The following is an 18,016-nucleotide window of genomic DNA, read 5'->3' as shown; positions in this document are numbered from 1 at the left end:
GCACCGAGGCCAGCACCTGGGTCACCTCCGCCGGCAATCTGGGCGTCTCGGCCGGCACGGCGCTGGCCGGGATCGCAGCCGGACATCTTTCCACCAGATCGGCTTTCGCCGTGACGGTGATCGCGCTGGCGATCGGGATCAGCCTCGCGCCACGAAACTCCGCAGGTGCTCGTCGATGACGGCGAGCTGACGCTCAGCGTCCATCACGTCGGGGAACAGCACCGCGTTGACGGACAGGCCGTCGATCAGCAGCACCGTCTCGACGGCCACGGCGCGGGCAGAGGCGCCCGGCAGGGCGCGGCCCTGCTCCACGACCCCCGCCACCAGCGACTCCCAGAAGTCGATGGCGTCGATGTGGCTACGCCGCCGCACCTCCTTGAGGTGCTCGTCGTGCAGGGCCAGACCCCAGAAGCTGACGTCGATACCGGCCTCCAGCAGGCGCGGCCGGTCGAGCGGGCAGGCCTCCTCCAGGGCCAGGCGCATCAGCGCCACGGCGTCGTCGGTGTCGGCCTGGTGCTCGGCGATCCGGTCACGCACCGCGGAGAAGGCGGCGAGGTGGGCCGTCACCAGGATGTCGGCCTTGTTCTTGAAGTAGTGGGCGAGGACGCCGGTGGAACAGCCGGCCTCCCGGGCGATGGCCCGGATCGTGGTGCCCTCCAGCCCGACCTGCTCCACCACCCGCATGGTCGCGTCCACGATCTGTGCGCGCCGCTCGTCGTGGTCGACGATCTTCGGCATCAGGCGACGGGGTGGTCGGAGCTCATAAACCGACCTTATCCCACAGGTGGGTTAACCAAGCGGTTACGCGCCGGAAGTATTTCGGACGTCCGTTCTACATAAATTCACCGCCAACGCCCGACCCTCCGACCCGCCTCCCATCAGCAAGGACTCCACCACCATGACGGTCAGCTCCTCCGCACCCCAGACCCTGCGCGGCTCCGGCCCCGCCGACCAGGCCCTGCGCGCCCGCGCCCGGCAGGTGGTGCCCGGCGGCATGTGGGGGCACCTGTCCGTCGAGGCCAACCAGCTGCCGGCCAACTACCCGCAGTTCTTCGCCTCCGGCGAGGGGCCGCGGGTGCGGGACGTGGACGGCCACGAGTACCTGGACCTGATGTGTGCCTGGGGCCCGATGCTGATCGGCTACCGCAACCCGAAGGTCGAGGCGGCCGTGCGCGCGCAGCTGGACCGGGGCGACACCCTCAACGGCCCGTCGGCGCGGATGGTCGAGCTGGCCGAGCTGCTGGTGAACACCGTGGCCCACGCCGACTGGGCGGTGTTCGCCAAGAACGGCACCGACGCCACCTCCACGTCGTGCGCGATCGCCCGGGCCGCGACCGGCCGCCGCAAGATCCTCAAGGCGACCACGTCGTACCACGGCGCCAATGCCCAGTTCAACCCGTTCGTCAACGGCACCACCCCCGAAGACCGCGCCCACATCGTCGAATTCGCCTACAACGACCTCGCCTCCCTGGAGGCCGCCGCCGCGCGGCACGAGGGAGACGTGGCCGCCGTCATCGTGACCCCGTTCTTCCACGACGGTTTCGGTGACCTCGCCGCCGTCGACCCGGCCTTCGCCCGCGGCGTGCGGGCCCTGTGCGACCGGCTCGGCGCGGCCCTGATCCTCGACGAGGTGCGCACCGGCTTCCGCCTCGACGCGGCGGGCAGCTGGGAACCCCTGGGGGTGCGGCCCGACCTGAGCGCGTTCAGCAAGGCCCTGGCCAACGGCCACGCCCTGGCCGCCGTCACCGGCGTGGACGCGCTGCGCGACGCGGTCACGAAAATCTATCTGACCGGCTCGTTCTGGGCGCAGGCCGCGCCGATGGCGGCCGGCATCGCGACCGTCCAGGAGGTCGTGGCCACCGACGCCGTCGCCGCCATGCGCACCCTGGGCGAGCAGCTGGCCGACGGCATGCGGCAGCAGGCCGCGGCCGCCGGCGTCGGATTCGTCGCCTCCGGGCACCCGGCCATGCCGAAGATCCGGTTCACGGACGACGTGGACAGCATCGACCGCGCCACCCAGTTCTGTTTCACCGCCCTGGAACACGGCGCCTACCTGCACCCCTGGCACAACTGGTTCCTCAGCTCCGCCCACACCCCGGACACGATCGCGCAGGTGCTGGCCGCCACCGAGGCCGGTTTCCAGGCCGTGCGCGACCGGTTCTGATCCCGCGTCCCTCCCCCTCATCCAGGAGCGCATGATGTCGATCTCCTCCCCACCCCACGACGCGCCGGCCGACACCCCCGGCGGCACCCTGGGCGCACGTCATCTGATACTGCTCGTCATCGCCGCGGCCGGGCCACTCGGTGTCGCCGTCGGCAACCTGCCCGGCGGCCTGTTCCTCGGCAACGGCGTGGGCCTGCCCTCGGCCTACCTGGTCGCGGCCGTCGCGATCGGCTGTCTCGCCGTCGGTTTCGTGGCCATGAACCGGGCGGTGCCGGACGGCGGCGGTTTCGCCGGGTTCGTCACCGCGGGCCTCGGCCGGCCGTGGGGCCTGGGTGCCGCCTACGTCACCTCGATCTCGTACTGGGCCGGAAGTCTCTCCCTGGCAGCCGGTGTCGGCTACTACGGCAACCTGATCGGCGAGCTGCACGGCTTCTCGATGCCCTGGTGGGCCTACTCGCTGGCCGGTTTCGCGCTGACCTTCGTGCTCGGCCGCCGGGCCGCCGACCTGTCCGCCCGGGTGCTGGTGACCCTGATGGTGGCCGAGGTGCTGGTCGTGATCGGGCTGGACATCGCGATCCTGGCAGACCACGGGTTCTCCGCCTTCCCGCTGGAGTCCTTCAGCCCGCACCAGGCACTCTCGGGCAATCTCGGGCCCGCGCTGATGATCGGTTTCACCAGCTTCATCGGTATCGAGTCGGCGATCCTCTATACCCGTGAGGCCCGCCGCCCGGAAAAGTCCGTGCCGATGGCCACCTACGTGTCGGTCGTCATGATCGGCGGCCTGTACATCCTGACCGCCTGGCTCGTGGTCGGCGCGCTGGGGGCGAAGGACGCCGTCGCGACCGCCACCGAGCAGCAGGGCAATCTGGTGTTCGTGCTGGCCACGCAGGAGGTGGGCGAGTGGTTCTCGACGGTTGTCCAGGTCTTCTTCGTCACCTCGCTGCTGGCCTGCCTGATCGCCCTGCACAACGCCAGTGCACGCTACATCCAGGTGCTCGGCTCGCAGAAGGCGCTGCCGGCCCGGCTCGGGGTGCTGCACCCGCGGTTCCAGGCTCCCGCCAACGCCTCTGACGTGCTGATCGTCATCGGGGTGGTGCTGTTCGTGGTGTTCGCGGTGTTCGGGGCCAACCCGTACATCGGTGTCGGCAGCAGCCTGACCGGCCTGTTCACACTCGGGATCGTCGCCGTGCAGGCCGTGGTCGCGCTGGCCACCGTGGTCTACTTCCGCGGCTCCACCACCACGAACCGCTGGGTGACCGTGGTCGTTCCGGCCGTCGGCGGCATCATCGCGACCGTCGCCGCGGTGGCCATCGTGATCAACTACGACATCCTGGTGGGCAGTACGTCGGTGCTGGGCCGCCTCGTCCCGCTCGTGCTGCTGATCGCCCTGCTGGCCGGTCCTTTGGTCGCACGCCGCACGAATTTCCAGCCCAAACCCTGAAATTCATGGACGACGACAGGCCGCGCCGGTCTGTCGTCGTCCCCCGTTCGCCGTGAGGAAACGTTCATGTCAGTGCATCGCCCGCCCGGCCGGATCGCCGTCCTCGGCCCCCACATCGTCGACGTGCTGGGCCGCCCGGTCGGCGAGATCCCGCCCGGGCAGGGCGGAATCCTGCTCGACGAGATCCGGATGACCGTGGCCGGAACCGGCGGCGGGGTGGCCGTCGACCTGGCCAAGCTGGGCCGGCGGGTCTCGGTGTTCGGGGCGGTCGGCGACGACGCGCTGGGCGGGTTCCTGCACTCCCGCCTGCGGTCGTACGGTGTGGACACCGCCGGTCTGGTGGCCAAGACGGGTGTGGTCACGTCGTCCACCATTCTGCCGATCCGGGCGAACGGCGAGCGGCCCTCGATGCACGTGCTCGGCGCCACCGGCCTGCTGCGGGTGGCCGACATCGACCGTGCGGCACTGCATTCCGCCGAAGCGCTGTTCCTCGGCGGGCCGGAGACCATGCCCGCGCTGCTGGAACCGGACGGGCTGGAGCTGATCCGGGGGTTCCGGGCCGGCGGCAGACCGGTCTTCGCCGACTGCCTGTACGGCGGCGACCCGGAGACCCTCACCCGGCTCACCGGCCTGCTGCCCCTGCTCGACTGGTTCCTGCCGAACGACGACCAGCTGCGCGCCCTCACCGGCATCCACGACCTGCCCACCGCCGCCCGCCGGCTGATCGAGCTCGGCGCCGGGGCCGTGGCCGTCACCATGGGCGGCGACGGAACCCTTCTGGTGCGACCGGATCACGCCGACGTCGTGGTGCCCGCCTACGCGACCACGGTGGTCGACACCACCGGCTGCGGCGACTCCTTCGACGCCGGCCTGGTGACCGGCCTGCTGGCCGGCTGCGCCCCGGAGGACGCCGCCCGCCTCGGCAACGCCTGCGGCTCGCTGGTCGCGACCGGGCTCGGGTCCGACGCGGGCATCGTCGACCTGGACGGCGTGGTCGCCGTGATCGAGACGGCGGATCCCGAGAGCGCCTCCCGGATCAGGGAACTCGTCCCACCGGCGGACGATCTGCACCGGATGCGCGAGGAGGTCGCCGCCACCTGCCGCGAGGTGGCCGCCCGGGGCGTCGCCGTCGGCGGGGCCGGCAACATCAGCCTGCGGGTGGGCGACCAGGTGCTGATCACCCGGTCGGGCCTGCGCCTGGAGGCCGCCACCGCGAGTGACATCAGCGTGGTCACCCTGGACGGCGACCTGGTGCGGGGCGCGCGGCCGTCCAGCGAGACCGGGCTGCACCTGGGCATCTACCGGCGTTCCGGCACCGGCGCCGTGGTGCACACCCACGGAATGAGTTCCGTGGCCGTGGGTCTCGTGGCCGACGAGCTGCCCCGGGTGCACTACAACATCCTGCGCCTGGGCGGCCGGGTGCCCACGGTGGCGCACCACGTGTTCGGCTCCGCGGAGCTGGCGCGCGCCACCGGTGACGCCGTGGCCGCCGGGGCCCGCGCCGTGCTGCTGCGCAACCACGGATCGGTCAGCTGCGGAACCACTCTCGACGACGCGGTGGAGAACGCCGAGCTGACCGAATGGCTCTGCGACGTGTATCTCTCCGCCGCCCGGCTGGGGTCCCCCGCCCTGCTCACCCCGGACGACCTGGAGGCCGTGGCCGGGCAGGCGACACGCCTGGGGTACGGCGAGCGGTAGGCCGGTACGCCGATCCGGCACCATGGCGGCATGACCCGACTCGTCCTGCTCAACGGTGCGCCCGCCAGCGGAAAGTCCACCCTGGCCAAGGTTTATCTGGCGGCCCGCCCGATGACGCTGGGCCTGGACGTCGACACCGTGCGCGGGATGCTCGGCGGCTGGCTGGAGCGCCCGGTGGAGGCCGGCCTGGCCGCCCGGGAACTGGCCGTGGCGATGGCCCGGGTGCACCTGCTGGCCGGGCACGACGTGCTGGTGCCGCAGTACCTCGGCCGGCTCGACTTCGTGCTGCGGCTGGAGACTCTCGCCGGCGAGACCGGGGTGCCGTTCGTGGAGATCGCCCTGGTCTCCGACGCCGCCGACGCGGTGGCCCGGTTCGGCCGCCGGGCCACCGCCCCGCAGACCCAGGAGCACCGCGACGCGGCCGCCCTCCAGGAACGCGTGGGCGGGGCCGGGGAACTGGCGCAGATGCACGAGCGTCTGCTGGCGGTGATCGCCGCCCGGCCCGCCACCCGCACCGTCGTCACGGTCGACGGCGACGTGGAGGGCACCTATCAGCGGCTGGTCACCGCGCTGGGCGAAACCGGCTGAGCCGCCGGCGGTTCCCGGCGCCGCCGCAACGTGGCGACGCCCACACCGGCCAGGCACAGCGCCCCACCGGCGAAGGCCAGCGGCGCGGGCACCTCGCCGAGCAGGGCCCACGACAGCGCGACCACCAGCGGCGGCACCAGGTAGGTGGACGCCGCCAGCCGGCCCACGCTCACCCGCGACAGGGCGTAGCCCCAGGTCAGGAAGGCCACGGCGGTCGGGAAGACGCCGAGGTAGAGCACCGGCAGGGTGGAGGACGCCGGGGCGGTCTGGACCTGCCGGGCCAGGGCCGGGGCGAAGGGCAGGCACACCACCGTGCCGGTCAGGCAGCCCAGCCAGGTCAGGGTGAGCGGGTCGGTGCGGGTGAGCAGGCGCTTCTGGCCGGTGGCGCTGCCCGCGTAGAGCACCGCCGAGGCCAGGCCGAGCAGCACCCCGGCCAGGTCGCCGGTGCGGTCCGAGGTGGTCAGGGCGATGATCACGACCCCACCGAACGACACCGCCAGACCGGCCATCAGGCGGGGCGGGAAACCCTCGCCGAGCAGCAGCCCGGCCAGCACGCCGACCAGCACCGGCGCCACGTTGACCAGCAGGGCCGTGGTGCCGGCGTCGAGTTCGCGCTCGGCGCCGTTCAGGGTGAGGTTGTAGGCGCCGAACCAGGCCGCGCCCCACAGCATCGTGGCCAGGAGCACCGGGCGACCGGGCAGCCTCGGCCCTCCCCGCAGCGCGACGAGCAGGCTCAGCGCCACCGACCCGGCGAGCAGCCGGCCGAGGGCCAGGGCGCCGGGGGTGTAGTCGAGACCGGCGGCGCGCACCCCGACGAACGCCGAGGCCCACAGCACCACCGTGACACCGGCGGCGAGAACGGGTTTGACCATGGCAGCATCCTGGCGCCGGACGACGATCAGGCACCAGTACGGATTGCTTCCTGACGATGAAGCGCGACTGTACGATCGGGCGCATGCTGGACCTGCACCGTCTGCGCGTGTTCCGATCCGTCGTGGCCAGCGGGTCGGTGCAGGCCGCCGCCGCCAACCTCGGCTACACCCCCTCGGCGGTCAGTCAGCACGTCACCGCCCTCCAGCGTGAGACCGGCCTGCCGCTGCTGGAACGGGTGGGGCGTGGCCTGCGCCCGACGTCGGCCGGGCTGGCCCTGGCCGCGGAGGCCGACGAGCTGCTCAGCCGGCTCGGGGCGACCGAGGCCCTGGTCGCGGATCTGCGCGCGGGACGCACCGGTTCGCTGTCGATCGCCTACTTCGCCTCGGCCGCCGCGCTCTGGCTGCCGTCGCTGGTCGGGCGGCTCGGCGAGGAGTTCCCCGGGCTGCGGCTCGACCTGCGGCTGAGCGACGTGCCGCCCGACAACCCGGACGCCCGGGCCGACATCCATCTCGTCGTCGCCACCGAGAACTTCAGCCCCGGAAGTGGTTTCGTTTCGCATCACCTGCTCGACGACCCCTACGTGGTGGTGCTGCCCGAGCGCCACGCCCTGGCCGGGCGGGCGGAGATCGAGCTGGCCGAGCTGGCCGCGGAACGCTGGATCGACAACGACTTCGCCCGCGGCTGGTGCCGGCAGAATCTCCATGATGCCTGCGCGGCAGCCGGTTTCAGTCCACCGTTCCTGGTCGAGGCGCACGACTACCGGGCCGCGATCGCGTTCGCCGCCGCCGGCGTGGGCATCACCGTGATGCCCGCCCTCGGCGCCGTGCAGCCGCCGTCCGGCGTGCGGGTGGTACCCGTGATCCGGCCCCGGCCGGTGCGTTCCGTCCACGTCGTGATCCGCGAGTCGGTCGCCCGCACGCGCCCGGGTGCGCTGGCGCTGGAGCTGTTGCGGCAGGCGTCGGTGAATGCCGGACGACGATGAGCCCGGACCGGGCTCCTCGTCGTCCTCAGTTGGAAACCTCGTGCGCGGCCAGGGAAGCGCTGACGTGCGCGGCCCGCACCGGCAGCGCCAGCAGGTCGGCCAGCGGCACCGGACGGCTCATCAGGTACCCCTGCGCCAGGTCGCAGCGCATGTCGCGGAGCAGCTCCCAGGCCTCGGCGTTCTCGACGCCCTCGGCCACCGCCCGCAGACCGCGCCGGTGGGCCAGATCCAGTGTGGAGGCGACGATGTCGGCATCCGGGGTGCCGGGGGCCAGCCGCCCCACGAACGAGCGGTCGATCTTGATCTCGTGCAGCGGCAGGTCCCGCAGGTAGGTGAGCGAGCAGTAACCGGTGCCGTAGTCGTCGAGCGACAGCTCCAGGCCCAGGGCGCGCAACTCGGCGAGCGTGCGCTGGGCCCGCTCGATGTCGAACATCATGGCGTTCTCGGTGATCTCGAACACCACGCCCTTCGCGCCGTGCCCGGCCCGCCCGAGCAGTCGCGAGACCTCAGGCACCAGATCGGGATTCAGCAGGGCCGTGGGCGGAAGGTTGATGGACAGGTCGAGTTCGCGGCCGGACGCGGTCCAGGTCTCCCGGTCGGCGAGCGCCACCGCGAGCACCTCGACGGTGAGTTCGGCCATCAGCGCGGACTTCTCGAAGAACGGCAGGAAGGCGTCCGGGTAGAGCAGACCGCGCTCCGGATGGTTCCAGCGCACCAGGGCCTCGACGCCGCTCATCGTCCCGTCCAGGAGGTGGTACTGCGGCTGGTAGTGCACGACCAGTTCGTGCCGGTCGAGGGCGTGCTGCACGTTCAGGGTGCTCCGGTTGCGCTGGTGCGCGCGCTCGTCGTACACGGTGACGCCGCGGTGGCTGATCTTGGAGTGGTACATGGCGTCGTCGGCGTGCCGTACCAGGGTGGCCATCTCGATGCCGTGGCCGGGGAACACCGCGATGCCGATGCTGCCCCCGGCGTGGTGGGTCTCGCCGTCCAGGGTGAGAGGCTGTTCCACGGCGGCCAGCACCCGGCTGGCCACCACGGTCGCGCCCTCGGCGTCGCAGCCGGGCAGCAGCACGCCGAACTCGTCGCCGCCCAGCCGGGCCGCCAGATCGCCGCGGCGCAGCTCCTGGCTGACCCGGGTGGCCATCTGGCGCAGCACCTCGTCGCCGATGTGGTGGCCGAAGGTGTCGTTGATGGCTTTGAACCCGTTGAGGTCCATCACCATCACGGCCATCGGGGCGTCCGGTGACCGGCCGGTGAGCACGCGCTGCATCTGGTCGTCGAAGTGCCGCCGGTTGAACAGCTGGGTGAGCTCGTCGGTGTAGGCCTGGCGCTGGGTCTGGGCGAGGCTGCGCAGGGCGGACAGGCCGACGGCGGCCCGGCGGGCCGCGGTCAGCAGGGTGGCGAGGGCCAGCACGATCGCGTAGGCCGGCAGGCGCTGCGGCATCAGGCAGCCGTAGACCAGCACGAGCACGCCGACCACGCTGAACAGGTTGCGCAGGATCAGGTTGCTCGAGACCGGCTGCGGGTTGCGGCGCATCTCGTGCCGGTCCGCGTGCACGGCCGGCATCGCCATCATCGTCACCGCCGCCGTGTAGAGGGCGTGGAACGTGGGGGAGAAACCGAACTCGGAGTGGGTGTACAGGTTCACCACGTCGGCGGAACAGGTGGTGAGAACCCCGGCGGTGAGCCAGAACCAGGTCCATTCGAAGAAGCCGGTGCGGAGCGTGACGATCCCGACGATCAGGGACAGCTGCACCAGGTCGAGCACCGGGTAGGCCAGCAGGGTCAGCCCGCCCGGGCCGGCCGTGTCCTGGGTGTCGAGGGCCGGCTGGAGGATCAGCACCGAGCAGACGCCCGCGCAGCTGAGCACGCCGAGGCAGAAGTCCAGCAGGGTGCCCTGCGACATGGCGCGCAACTGCGGCCAGGCCTGGGCGACGAGCGCCACCACGATCAGCACGTCGACGCTCAGGAACCCGGCGTCCGCCCAGCTCGGGTCGGGCGGGGGGTCGAGGCCGCGCACGTGGAACTCCTGCACGCAGGCCGCGATCACGTGCCCGGCCTGGATCAGCCCGAGCACGGTGAACAGCACCCGCCGGTGCCGCACCAGGGCGGCCCGGCCGAAGGCCACCACCGCGCCCAGCACCCCGATCGCGTTGGCGAGCACGCCGTCGGCGATCGCCGAGTAGTCCTGCGTGCGGTGCCAGAACGTGGCGCAGTAGAGCAGGGTCAGCCCGATCAGCAGGGCGCCCGCGACGACCCTGAGGCGCCGTGCGCGAGCCGGGCCAGGTTCCGGGCCGGGTTCCGGGCCTTCCGGGTTCTCCGGGCCGGGCAGGGCGCGCGCCGCATCCGCGGGCGTGTTCTGCCTCCCCATGGCAGATCACTCGGCCCGGGCGGCCCGGCACTTGACCCGATACCCACGGCCCGCACCGCGGATCACCAGGTTGCCGACGGCTTGGATCTCCCCGCGGTGGGTGGCAGTGTCACGGTCCTCACCGGGGTGACGTTGCCTGCCCGGTCGGTGGCCGTGTACTCCAGCGTCTGGGGTTCGTCGCGCAGCGCGCGGGTGAACGGCTCCTGGTAGACGCCCCAGAACGTCTCGGCGGTGCGCCACTGGACGCGGTCCACGCCGGAGACGTCGTCGGTCGCGTCCAGGGTGATCTCCACGCTGTCGTCGCCCAGCGGCCGCACCCGGATGCCCGGGGCCGGGGGCTCGGTGTCCACCGCCACCTCGTGGGCGGCGTGCACCGTGCGGCCGGTGACGTCGACGGCGCGGGCGCGCAGCGGGTGACGGCCGTCGGTGGTCAGCGGCACCCCGCCGGTGGCGGGCAGCGGGTGCCAGACGTGGTCACCCGTCTCGTACTCGACCGCGGTGACGCCCGGACCGGGCGAGACCACCGTGACGGTGAACGACGGCGGGGTGGTGTACCAGCCCGAGGGGGCGCGCTCACCGGTGACGTCGAACCGGATCACCGGCGCCGGGTGTTCCTGCCCGGCGTCGTCGGGCAGGTGCCAGACCACCCTGCCCTGCCCGACGCTCACACTGCCCGGCCCGGGGTGGACGGCCGACTCACGGGGGCCGTCCGGTTCGTCCAGGGTGCTGGCGGCCGCTGCATGGAGGACGGCGATCACCTCGGACCGGCTCAGCAGCCCGGCCCGTGCGGCGCGCAGGGCATGCCGGTGCACCGCGGTGAAGAAGTCCTCCACGGTGGCGAACCCGCCGCCGGCCCACAGGGCGCCGAGGAACGACCAGCCGTCCTGGTCGTGACGGTTCGCCACGCCGGGGTCGCTGCCCCGGAACACGATCCGGTGCTCGGACAGCCGCAGGTAGAGGTGGTAGCGGTGCTCGCCGCCGGACCAGGCGGGCTCGAAGGTGTGGCCCAGCACGTGCACCAGATCGCCGCCCACGACACCGCTCGCCTCGATGCTGCCCGGGTCCAGACTGCCCGGGTCCAGACTGCTCGCGTCGATGCTGCCGTCCAGCAGACGGGATCCGGCCGCCGAGACGTTCAGCGTGGTGGTGGAGTCGTCGCGGGCCAGCAGCACGGTCGGGCCCTGTTCCAGGCTCACCAGCGAGGGGTCGTCGGGGGTGGGCACCAGGCGCAACGGCAGGGGCAGCACGAGCTGGACGACGTCCCCGGGTGTGAAGGTTCTCCGCAGCGTGACGAAGCCGTCGAGGTCGACGGCCGGCAGCGCCTGACCGTTGACCGAGACCCTCTGCCGGCCCCGGGCCCAGGGCGGGATGCGCAGGTGCAGCGTGTAGCTGCCGGTGACGTCGAGGAGCAGCCGCACGGTGCCCTCACGCGGGTAGCGGGTGTCGACGGTCACCGTGCCCGCTGCTTCCGCCCAGGTCAGCGTGGAGGGCACGTACTGGAGCAGGTACAGCTCGGCGTGCTCCGCGCCGGGCACCTCGAAGAACACCGACTCCTGGTGCTTCACCTGGCTCTCCAGGCCGGTGCCGCCGCAGCAGGTGCCGACGTTGCCGTACTCCCGCACCGCCCCCGGGTCGACCGGGTACATGTAGACGACCTCGGGCCCGGTGTCCGACAGCACGTCCGCCCGCGAGCCGACCACGTGGTTCAGGCCGGCCCGCTCGGCGTAGTCGGCGAACCGCACGTCGAGGGTGTGCGTGAACAGGCCGCGGGCGATCTTGAGAAGGTTGTAGGTGGCGCAGGTCTCGGCGTTGCGGCGGCCGATGAACCCGGCCACGGCGCCGGGCGGGCCCCACAGTTCGCCCTCCCCGGTGCCGCCGTGCGCGAACGTGCGGCCGGGCACGATCTGGTGCCAGAGGTGGAGGACGGCGTCGAGGTACCGCTGCTCCCCGGTGACCTCGTACTGCTCCAGGTGCCCGGCCAGCATGGGCAGGTGCTGGTTGGCGTGCATGCCGTCGAGCACGTCGCGCCCGGCCACCGCGTCACGCAGCCAGTCGTCCATCTCGAAGACGAAAGACGTCTCCAGAAAAGACTTCTCGCCCGTCACCCGGAACAGCCGGACCAGGCTCTCGTTCATGCCGCCGTACTCACCGGCGATGTACAGCGACCACATGCGCTGCACCTGTTTCCGGTCCACCTTCCGCATGCGCGCCGACGCCCAGTGCCCCATCGCGGTGACCACGTCGAGGGCCTGCTGCGAGCCGGTGTGGGTGTGGGCGTCGAGCAGGCCGGCCATGATCTTGTGGCAGGTGTACCAGGGCGCCCAGATCTCACCGTAGGGCGCCAGGTGCTCCAGCCGGTCGAACTGCCATTCGCCGTACGCGGCCAGGAATCCCGGGTGGCTGAACCGCCCGGTGGCGGCCAGGGCCCGCTGCACCTCGGCCAGCCCGGCGACCAGCTCGTCGCTCCTGTGCTTCAGCAGCGGGTCGCCGGTGGAGGCGTGCGCCATGGCCAGCATGGACAGGAAGTGCCCCGCGTAGTGCCCCCGCAGCAGGCTGGCGGTCGGGGCCGCCCCCGCGCCCGGGTAGTCGGCGCCCGACCAGGGCTGCTCGTCCGGGTGCCCGAAGTCTTCCCAGTTGCCCGGCGGCTCGGCACCTTTCGTGTCGAGACCGGCGTTGGCCCGGAACACGGCGAGCAGCCGGTCGACGGGGTAGACCCGGGCCAGGTGCAGCATCTGCCGCTGGGCCCGGGACTGGACGCCGGGGTTGAGGGAGACGTCGCGCAGGGGGAACGGCCGGGCCAGGTTCACCGGGCGTGCTCCCGGGTCCAGCGTTCCAGCCCGGCGGCGTCGATCGGCAGGGCGCCGGACAGCACCTCGTGCCCCCGCGCCGTCACCAGCAGGTCGTCTTCGATGCGCACGCCGATACCGCGCAGCTCCGGCGGCAGGGTCTCGTCGTGGGCGTGGAAGTACAGGCCGGGCTCCACGGTCAGCACCATGCCCTCGCGCAGCGGGGCGCCGTGGTAGCGGTCGTAGACCGAGCTGCCGCAGTCGTGCACGTCGAGGCCGAGGTGATGGCCGACCCCGCAGGCCAGGTAGCGGCGATGCTGCTGACCCCCGGGGGCCAGGGCCTCGTCGACCGAGACCGGCAGCAGGCCCCAGTCGTGCAGGCCGCGTGCGATGACCTCCATCGAGGCGAAGTGGAAGTCGGAGTACTCCGCCCCCGGCCGCACCTGCGCCATGCCCGCGCGGTGCGAGGCCTCGACGAGATCGTGCACGGCGCGCTGGGTCTCGGTGAAGACGCCGCCGACCGGGATGGTGCGGGTGACGTCGGCGGTGTACAGCGAGTGCGCCTCCACCCCCATGTCGAGCAGCAGGGTCTGGCCCGGCAGCACCGGACCGTCGCAGCGCACCCAGTGCAGGATCGGGGCGTGAGGACCCGAGCCGACGATGGTGGCGTAGCCCGGCCCGTTGCCGAAAGTTCTTGCGTGCCGGTCGAACGTGCCCTGGAGCCAGCGTTCTCCCAGACCGTTGGTGACGGCGTGGGGCACCTCCTTGGCGACGGCCGTGAACCCGCCGACGGTGGCGTCGATCGCCTCACGCAGCCGGGCGATCTCCCAGTCGTCCTTGATCATGCGCAGGTCGGAGACCACCTCGGCGATCTCGGCGAGCGCCGCCTCGTCGGTGGTGACGGCCGGGGGCACGAAGTCGGCGCGGGGCCGGACCGGCAGGTCGAGGGCACGCTGCCAGGCATCGAGCCCCGCCGAGGGCCCGACCCACAACTCCCCGTGCGCCGCACTGGCATAGAAGTCCCGCTCCCCCGGCCTGGCCGGCGGCGGCAGGTACAGCACCACGTCATGACCCGAGGCGTTCGGCGTCATCACCAGGATCGCGCCCTCCGCCTGGCACGACGTGGCCCAGACGAAGTCACTGTCCGCCCGGAACGCGTAATCGGCGTCACCGTTACGGTTGCGGGCGACGCCGGACGACAGGACGACGGTGCGGCCGGGCAGTTCGGCGCTGAGCCGGGCGCGGTGCTCCGCAGCGGCGCGGGCAGCGGCGGCGTCGACCGGGGCGGGCACGTCGCGCTCGCCCCAGCCCCGGGCGATCCAGTCCTGGAAACCGGTGCTCTGCTCGGACAGACGGGGCGGGCGGGTGCCCGACCAGGGCGGTCTGGGTGTGGGTGAATCCGCCTCTTGCAATGGCCTGTTATCAGTGGCGGCGTTGTGCGGGATCATCCGGCCTCTCCCTTCGGCCTGGCTGGTTCCCGGTACTCCGTGGAGGGGGTGCCGGGCTCTTCGTCGTCCATCATTGGTGCCTCACGCGCCGGCCGGCGGGCGTTGCGCCGTCGGGCGGCCTCCCACTCGGGGCGGATGCGTGGCACCGCCGCCAGCAGACGGCGCGTGTAGTCGTGCGTGGGGCGGTCGAAAACGCTGTCCCGGTCGCCGGTCTCGACGATCGCACCGGCCGTCATCACCGCCACCCGGGTGGCGATCTGCCGCACCACCGCCAGGTCGTGCGCGATGAAGAGGCAGGCGAAGCCCTCCTCCCGCTGGAGCGTGCGCAGCAGGTTGATGATCTGGGCCTGCACCGACACGTCGAGCGCCGACACCGCCTCGTCGCAGACCAGCACCCGGGGCCCGACCGCCAGCGCCCGGGCGATCCCGATGCGCTGGGCCTGGCCGCCGCTGAACTGTGCCGGGTAGCGGTCCACGTGCGCCGGGTCCAGGCCGACGCGCTCCAGCAGATGCTGGGCGAACCTGCGCGCCCCGCCGGGGATCTCGCGCTTCTGGTAGCGCAGCGGCGCGGTGACGATGCGTTCGACGGTGTGCCGGGGGTTCAGCGACGAGAACGGGTCCTGGAACACCACCTGCACCTGGCGGCGCACCTCCAGCAGGTCTTTTCCCTCCAGCCGGGTGATGTCCCGCCCGTCGAGGTGCACAGTGCCGGACGTGACGTCGATCAGGCGGGCCGCCAGCCGCGCGGTGGTGGACTTGCCCGAGCCGGACTCTCCCACCAGGGCCAGGGTCTGGCCGGCCTCCAGGTCGAACGAGACGCCGTCCACGGCGGTGAAAGTGCGTGCCGGGCGGAGCAGTCCGGCGGTGCCGGCCACGTCGAACGTCTTGACCAGGTCTTTCGCCTGCAACAGCGTCACGGGGTGCCTCCTGTCGTGCGCAGCTCACCGATGCTGTCGTCGATGCGGGGCACGGCGTCGAGCAGGGCCCGCGTGTACTCGTGCCGCGGGTCGGAGAAGATCTGCTCGGCCGGTCCGCTCTCGACCACCGCACCGTGCCGCATCACGATCAGCTCGTCGGCGACCTCGCTGACCACGGCCAGGTCGTGGGTGATCAGGATGAGCGCGGCGCCGGTGTCACGCCGCACCTCGGCCAGCAGGTCGAGGATCTGGGCCTGCACGGTGACGTCGAGGGCGGTGGTCGGCTCGTCGGCGATGATCAGCTCGGGCTCGGTGCTCAGCGCCATCGCGATCATCACGCGCTGGCGCATGCCGCCGGAGAACTGGTGCGGGTAGTCGTCCACCCGGCGGCCGGCGTCCCGGATGTGCACGCGTTCCATCGCCTCGATCGCCGCCGTGCGGGCGGCCTTCCGGCTGACCCCGGAACGGTGCGAGCGGTACGCCTCGGCGATCTGCGTGCCCACCGTGTAGTACGGGTTCAGTGACGACAGCGGGTCCTGGAACACCATGGCGATGCGGTCGCCGCGGATCGCCCGCATCTGCCGTTCGGGCAGCCGGGTGAGCTCGGTACCGTCGAAGTCGATGCTGCCGGAGCGGGTGGCGCCGGACGGGAGCAGGCCCATGACGGCCAGGCTGGTCATCGACTTGCCCGAGCCGCTCTCGCCGACGATGCCCAGTGTGCCGCCCCTCGGCACGGCGAAACCGATGCCGTCGACGACCTTCGTGCCGCCGAAGGCGACGGTGAGGTTCTCGGCCCTCAGCAGGGTCATGCCGCCACCCCCACCCGCACGCGCGGATCGATCGCCGAGTAGAGCAGGTCGACCACCATGTTGCCGATGACCACGAAGAAGGCCGCGAGCAGGGTGACCGCCATGATCACCGGCTGGTCGTTCTTGGTGATCGAGTCGGCGGCCAGCTTGCCCACCCCGTTGATGCCGAACACGGTCTCGGTGATCAGGGCGCCGCCGAGCAGGCCGGCGAAGTCCATGCCGGCGATGGTGACGATCGGGGTGAGGGCCGGGCGCAGCGCGTGCCGCCTCCAGACCAGGTCGGGCCGTAGCCCTTTGGCCCGGGCGGTGCGCACGAAGTTCTCGTTCAGGGTGTCGATCACGTTGGCGCGGGTGAGCCGGGTGTACGACGCCGCGTACCCGATGGCCAGCACGCTCCAGGGCAGGATGAAGTTGAGGAACCACTGCACCGGGTCGTCGGTGAACGGCACGGCCTGCGGGAACGGCAGCCATTGCAGCCAGACCACGAAGACGTACTGAAGTGCCAGTGCCAGAACATAGTTCGGCACGGACATCCCGCCGAGGGTGAGACCGGCGATGAACCGGTCGGCGAACCTCCCCTCCTGCACCGCACTGATCAGGCCGCCGATGACGCCCATCAGCAGCCAGAGCACGGCCGCGCCGACGGCGACGACGGCGGTGACGGGCAGCCGCTGAACGATCATGTCGGTGACCGCCTGGGAACTCTGGAACGAGTAGCCCAGGCAGGGCGCCGGGCAGCTGATGCCGCCGTCGTACTCGCGCCCGAGGAAGAGGCCGTGCAGGAAGTTCCAGAACTGGGTGACGAACGGGTCGGTCAGGCCGAGGTTGTCACGGATCTGGTCGATGCGCTCGGGGGTGCAGTTCTTGCCGCAGATCTGCACCGCCGGGTCGGGCGAGAGCAGGAAGAACACCATGTAGGTGAACAGGCAGACGCCGAACAGCACGAGAACCATTCCGGCGAGACGGTTCACGACATATCTCGTCATGCGTGACCCCCGGGGTCGACAATGGCCCGCACCCGGTCACCGAGCACCATGAACGACAGCACGAGCAGAGCCAGGAAGGCGCCGGGCACCAGGAAGTAGGTCGGCACGACCGAGTACCAGGTGACCGAGGCGGCGATCATCTGGCCCCAGGACGGCGTGGGCGGGACCACCCCGACCCCGAGGAACGACAGCCCGGCCTCGGTGCCGATGTAGCCGGGGACCGCCAGCGTGACCATCACCAGGATGGTGGAGCGCAGGTTGGGCAGGATCTCGGTGAACACCACCGTGGAGCGGGAGGCGCCGGAGGCCACGGCTGCCTCGACGAACTCGCGCTGCTTCAGCGACATGGTCTGACCGCGCACGATGCGGGCCAGGTAGGGCCAGCCGAACACCGAGATGACGACGACCAGCAGGTACTGGCGGTTGTCCGCGGGCATGGCCGACAGCACCGCGATCATGAAGATCAGGGCCGGGAAGGCCATCAGGAACTCCATCACCCGGGAGATCACCATGTCGACGCGGCCGCCGAAATACCCGGCCAGCAGGCCGAACACGACGCCGAGCACGCTGGTGAGCACGGTGGCGCTGACGGCGATCAGCATGGACGCGCGGGCGCCGTAGACGATGCGGGCGAAGATGTCACGCCCGGTGCCGGGTTCCACGCCGAGCCAGTGGTCGCCGGAGATGCCGCCCCAGCCGCCGAGCGGGATGCCACCCATGTTCGGGTCGATGGCGCTCTGGTCGAACTGGTAGGGGTCCCAGCCGCTGACCTTCACGATCAGCGGGGCGAGGGCGGCCATCAGCAGGACCAGGACGACGTACGCCAGACAGGCGACGGCGGCCGGGTCGCGCAGCAGGGTCCGGGCCACGGACGCGCGTGACTCCGGGATGGTGCCGGCGGTGTCCTGCTCGGACTCCGCCGGCACCGTGAGACCGGTTGAGGGGATGGTCAT

Annotated in this window: 14 protein-coding genes; 5 read left to right on the top strand and 9 right to left on the bottom strand. The window is 71.8% G+C overall.

The features are described from left to right. Nucleotides 1–138 precede the first annotated feature (138 nt). Nucleotides 139–738, bottom strand: coding sequence for a TetR/AcrR family transcriptional regulator (locus KIH74_RS21595; RefSeq protein WP_214157915.1), 600 nt, complete (start codon nt 736–738; stop codon nt 139–141). Between the two features lie 160 nt (nt 739–898). On the opposite strand from KIH74_RS21595, the gene KIH74_RS21590 reads away from it, so the two are divergent. From KIH74_RS21590 to KIH74_RS21575, 4 genes are all read left to right on the top strand, one after another. After that, entirely contained in the window at nt 899–2,164 is a 1,266-nt protein-coding gene (locus KIH74_RS21590; RefSeq protein ID WP_214157914.1) for an aminotransferase class III-fold pyridoxal phosphate-dependent enzyme, read from the top strand. Nucleotides 2,165–2,198: 34 nt separating this feature from the next. Beyond that, on the top strand, nt 2,199–3,605 hold the full coding sequence (locus KIH74_RS21585; RefSeq protein WP_214157913.1) for an APC family permease: 1,407 nt from the start codon (nt 2,199–2,201) through the stop codon (nt 3,603–3,605). 66 nt (nt 3,606–3,671) lie between these two features. Next, a complete protein-coding gene (locus KIH74_RS21580) occupies nt 3,672–5,303 on the top strand; it encodes a PfkB family carbohydrate kinase (RefSeq protein ID WP_214157912.1) in 1,632 nt (543 codons plus the stop codon). Nucleotides 5,304–5,333: 30 nt separating this feature from the next. Further along, a complete protein-coding gene (locus KIH74_RS21575) occupies nt 5,334–5,891 on the top strand; it encodes an AAA family ATPase (RefSeq protein ID WP_214157911.1) in 558 nt (185 codons plus the stop codon). Here the strand turns inward: KIH74_RS21575 and KIH74_RS21570 are convergent. Then, nucleotides 5,855–6,763, bottom strand: coding sequence for a DMT family transporter (locus KIH74_RS21570; protein WP_214157910.1), 909 nt, complete (start codon nt 6,761–6,763; stop codon nt 5,855–5,857). The genes KIH74_RS21575 and KIH74_RS21570 overlap by 37 nt on opposite strands. Nucleotides 6,764–6,846: 83 nt before the next feature. Here KIH74_RS21570 and KIH74_RS21565 point away from each other — a divergent pair, with 83 nt between their 5' ends. Further along, nucleotides 6,847–7,746, top strand: coding sequence for a LysR family transcriptional regulator (locus KIH74_RS21565; RefSeq protein WP_214157909.1), 900 nt, complete (start codon nt 6,847–6,849; stop codon nt 7,744–7,746). A 25-nt stretch (nt 7,747–7,771) separates the two neighbouring features. On the opposite strand, the gene KIH74_RS21560 is transcribed toward KIH74_RS21565, so the two are convergent. The 7 genes from KIH74_RS21560 to KIH74_RS21530 all read right to left on the bottom strand — a co-directional run bounded on the left by KIH74_RS21560 (nt 7,772) and on the right by KIH74_RS21530 (nt 18,016). Beyond that, nucleotides 7,772–10,117 carry a putative bifunctional diguanylate cyclase/phosphodiesterase gene (locus tag KIH74_RS21560; RefSeq protein WP_214157907.1) on the bottom strand — a complete coding sequence of 782 codons (2,346 nt, stop codon included), beginning with the start codon at nt 10,115–10,117 and terminating at the stop codon, nt 7,772–7,774. Between the two features lie 62 nt (nt 10,118–10,179). Further along, nucleotides 10,180–12,924 carry a beta-L-arabinofuranosidase domain-containing protein gene (locus KIH74_RS21555; protein WP_214157905.1) on the bottom strand — a complete coding sequence of 915 codons (2,745 nt, stop codon included), beginning with the start codon at nt 12,922–12,924 and terminating at the stop codon, nt 10,180–10,182. Continuing rightward, the gene (locus KIH74_RS21550; RefSeq protein ID WP_214157903.1) at nt 12,921–14,351 is read right to left on the bottom strand and encodes an aminopeptidase P family protein; all 1,431 of its coding nucleotides are present in this window, start codon (nt 14,349–14,351) and stop codon (nt 12,921–12,923) included. Before KIH74_RS21550 ends, KIH74_RS21555 begins: the two co-directional genes overlap by 4 nt. Further along, entirely contained in the window at nt 14,348–15,268 is a 921-nt protein-coding gene (locus KIH74_RS37885) for an ATP-binding cassette domain-containing protein (RefSeq protein WP_214157901.1), read from the bottom strand. Before KIH74_RS37885 ends, KIH74_RS21550 begins: the two co-directional genes overlap by 4 nt. Then, on the bottom strand, nt 15,265–16,077 hold the full coding sequence (locus tag KIH74_RS21540; RefSeq protein WP_214157899.1) for an ABC transporter ATP-binding protein: 813 nt from the start codon (nt 16,075–16,077) through the stop codon (nt 15,265–15,267). The genes KIH74_RS37885 and KIH74_RS21540 overlap by 4 nt, the downstream gene beginning before the upstream one ends. Next, entirely contained in the window at nt 16,074–17,063 is a 990-nt protein-coding gene (locus KIH74_RS21535) for an ABC transporter permease (protein WP_214157897.1), read from the bottom strand. The genes KIH74_RS21540 and KIH74_RS21535 overlap by 4 nt, the downstream gene beginning before the upstream one ends. After that, nucleotides 17,060–18,016 (bottom strand): ABC transporter permease, encoded by a 957-nt coding sequence (locus KIH74_RS21530; RefSeq protein WP_214157895.1) that lies wholly within the window; start codon nt 18,014–18,016, stop codon nt 17,060–17,062. Before KIH74_RS21530 ends, KIH74_RS21535 begins: the two co-directional genes overlap by 4 nt.

The organism is Kineosporia corallincola (genome assembly GCF_018499875.1).
GTDB classification, from domain to species: Bacteria; Actinomycetota; Actinomycetes; order Actinomycetales; family Kineosporiaceae; genus Kineosporia; species Kineosporia corallincola.
This window is presented reverse-complemented; position numbering and strand designations above follow the sequence as displayed.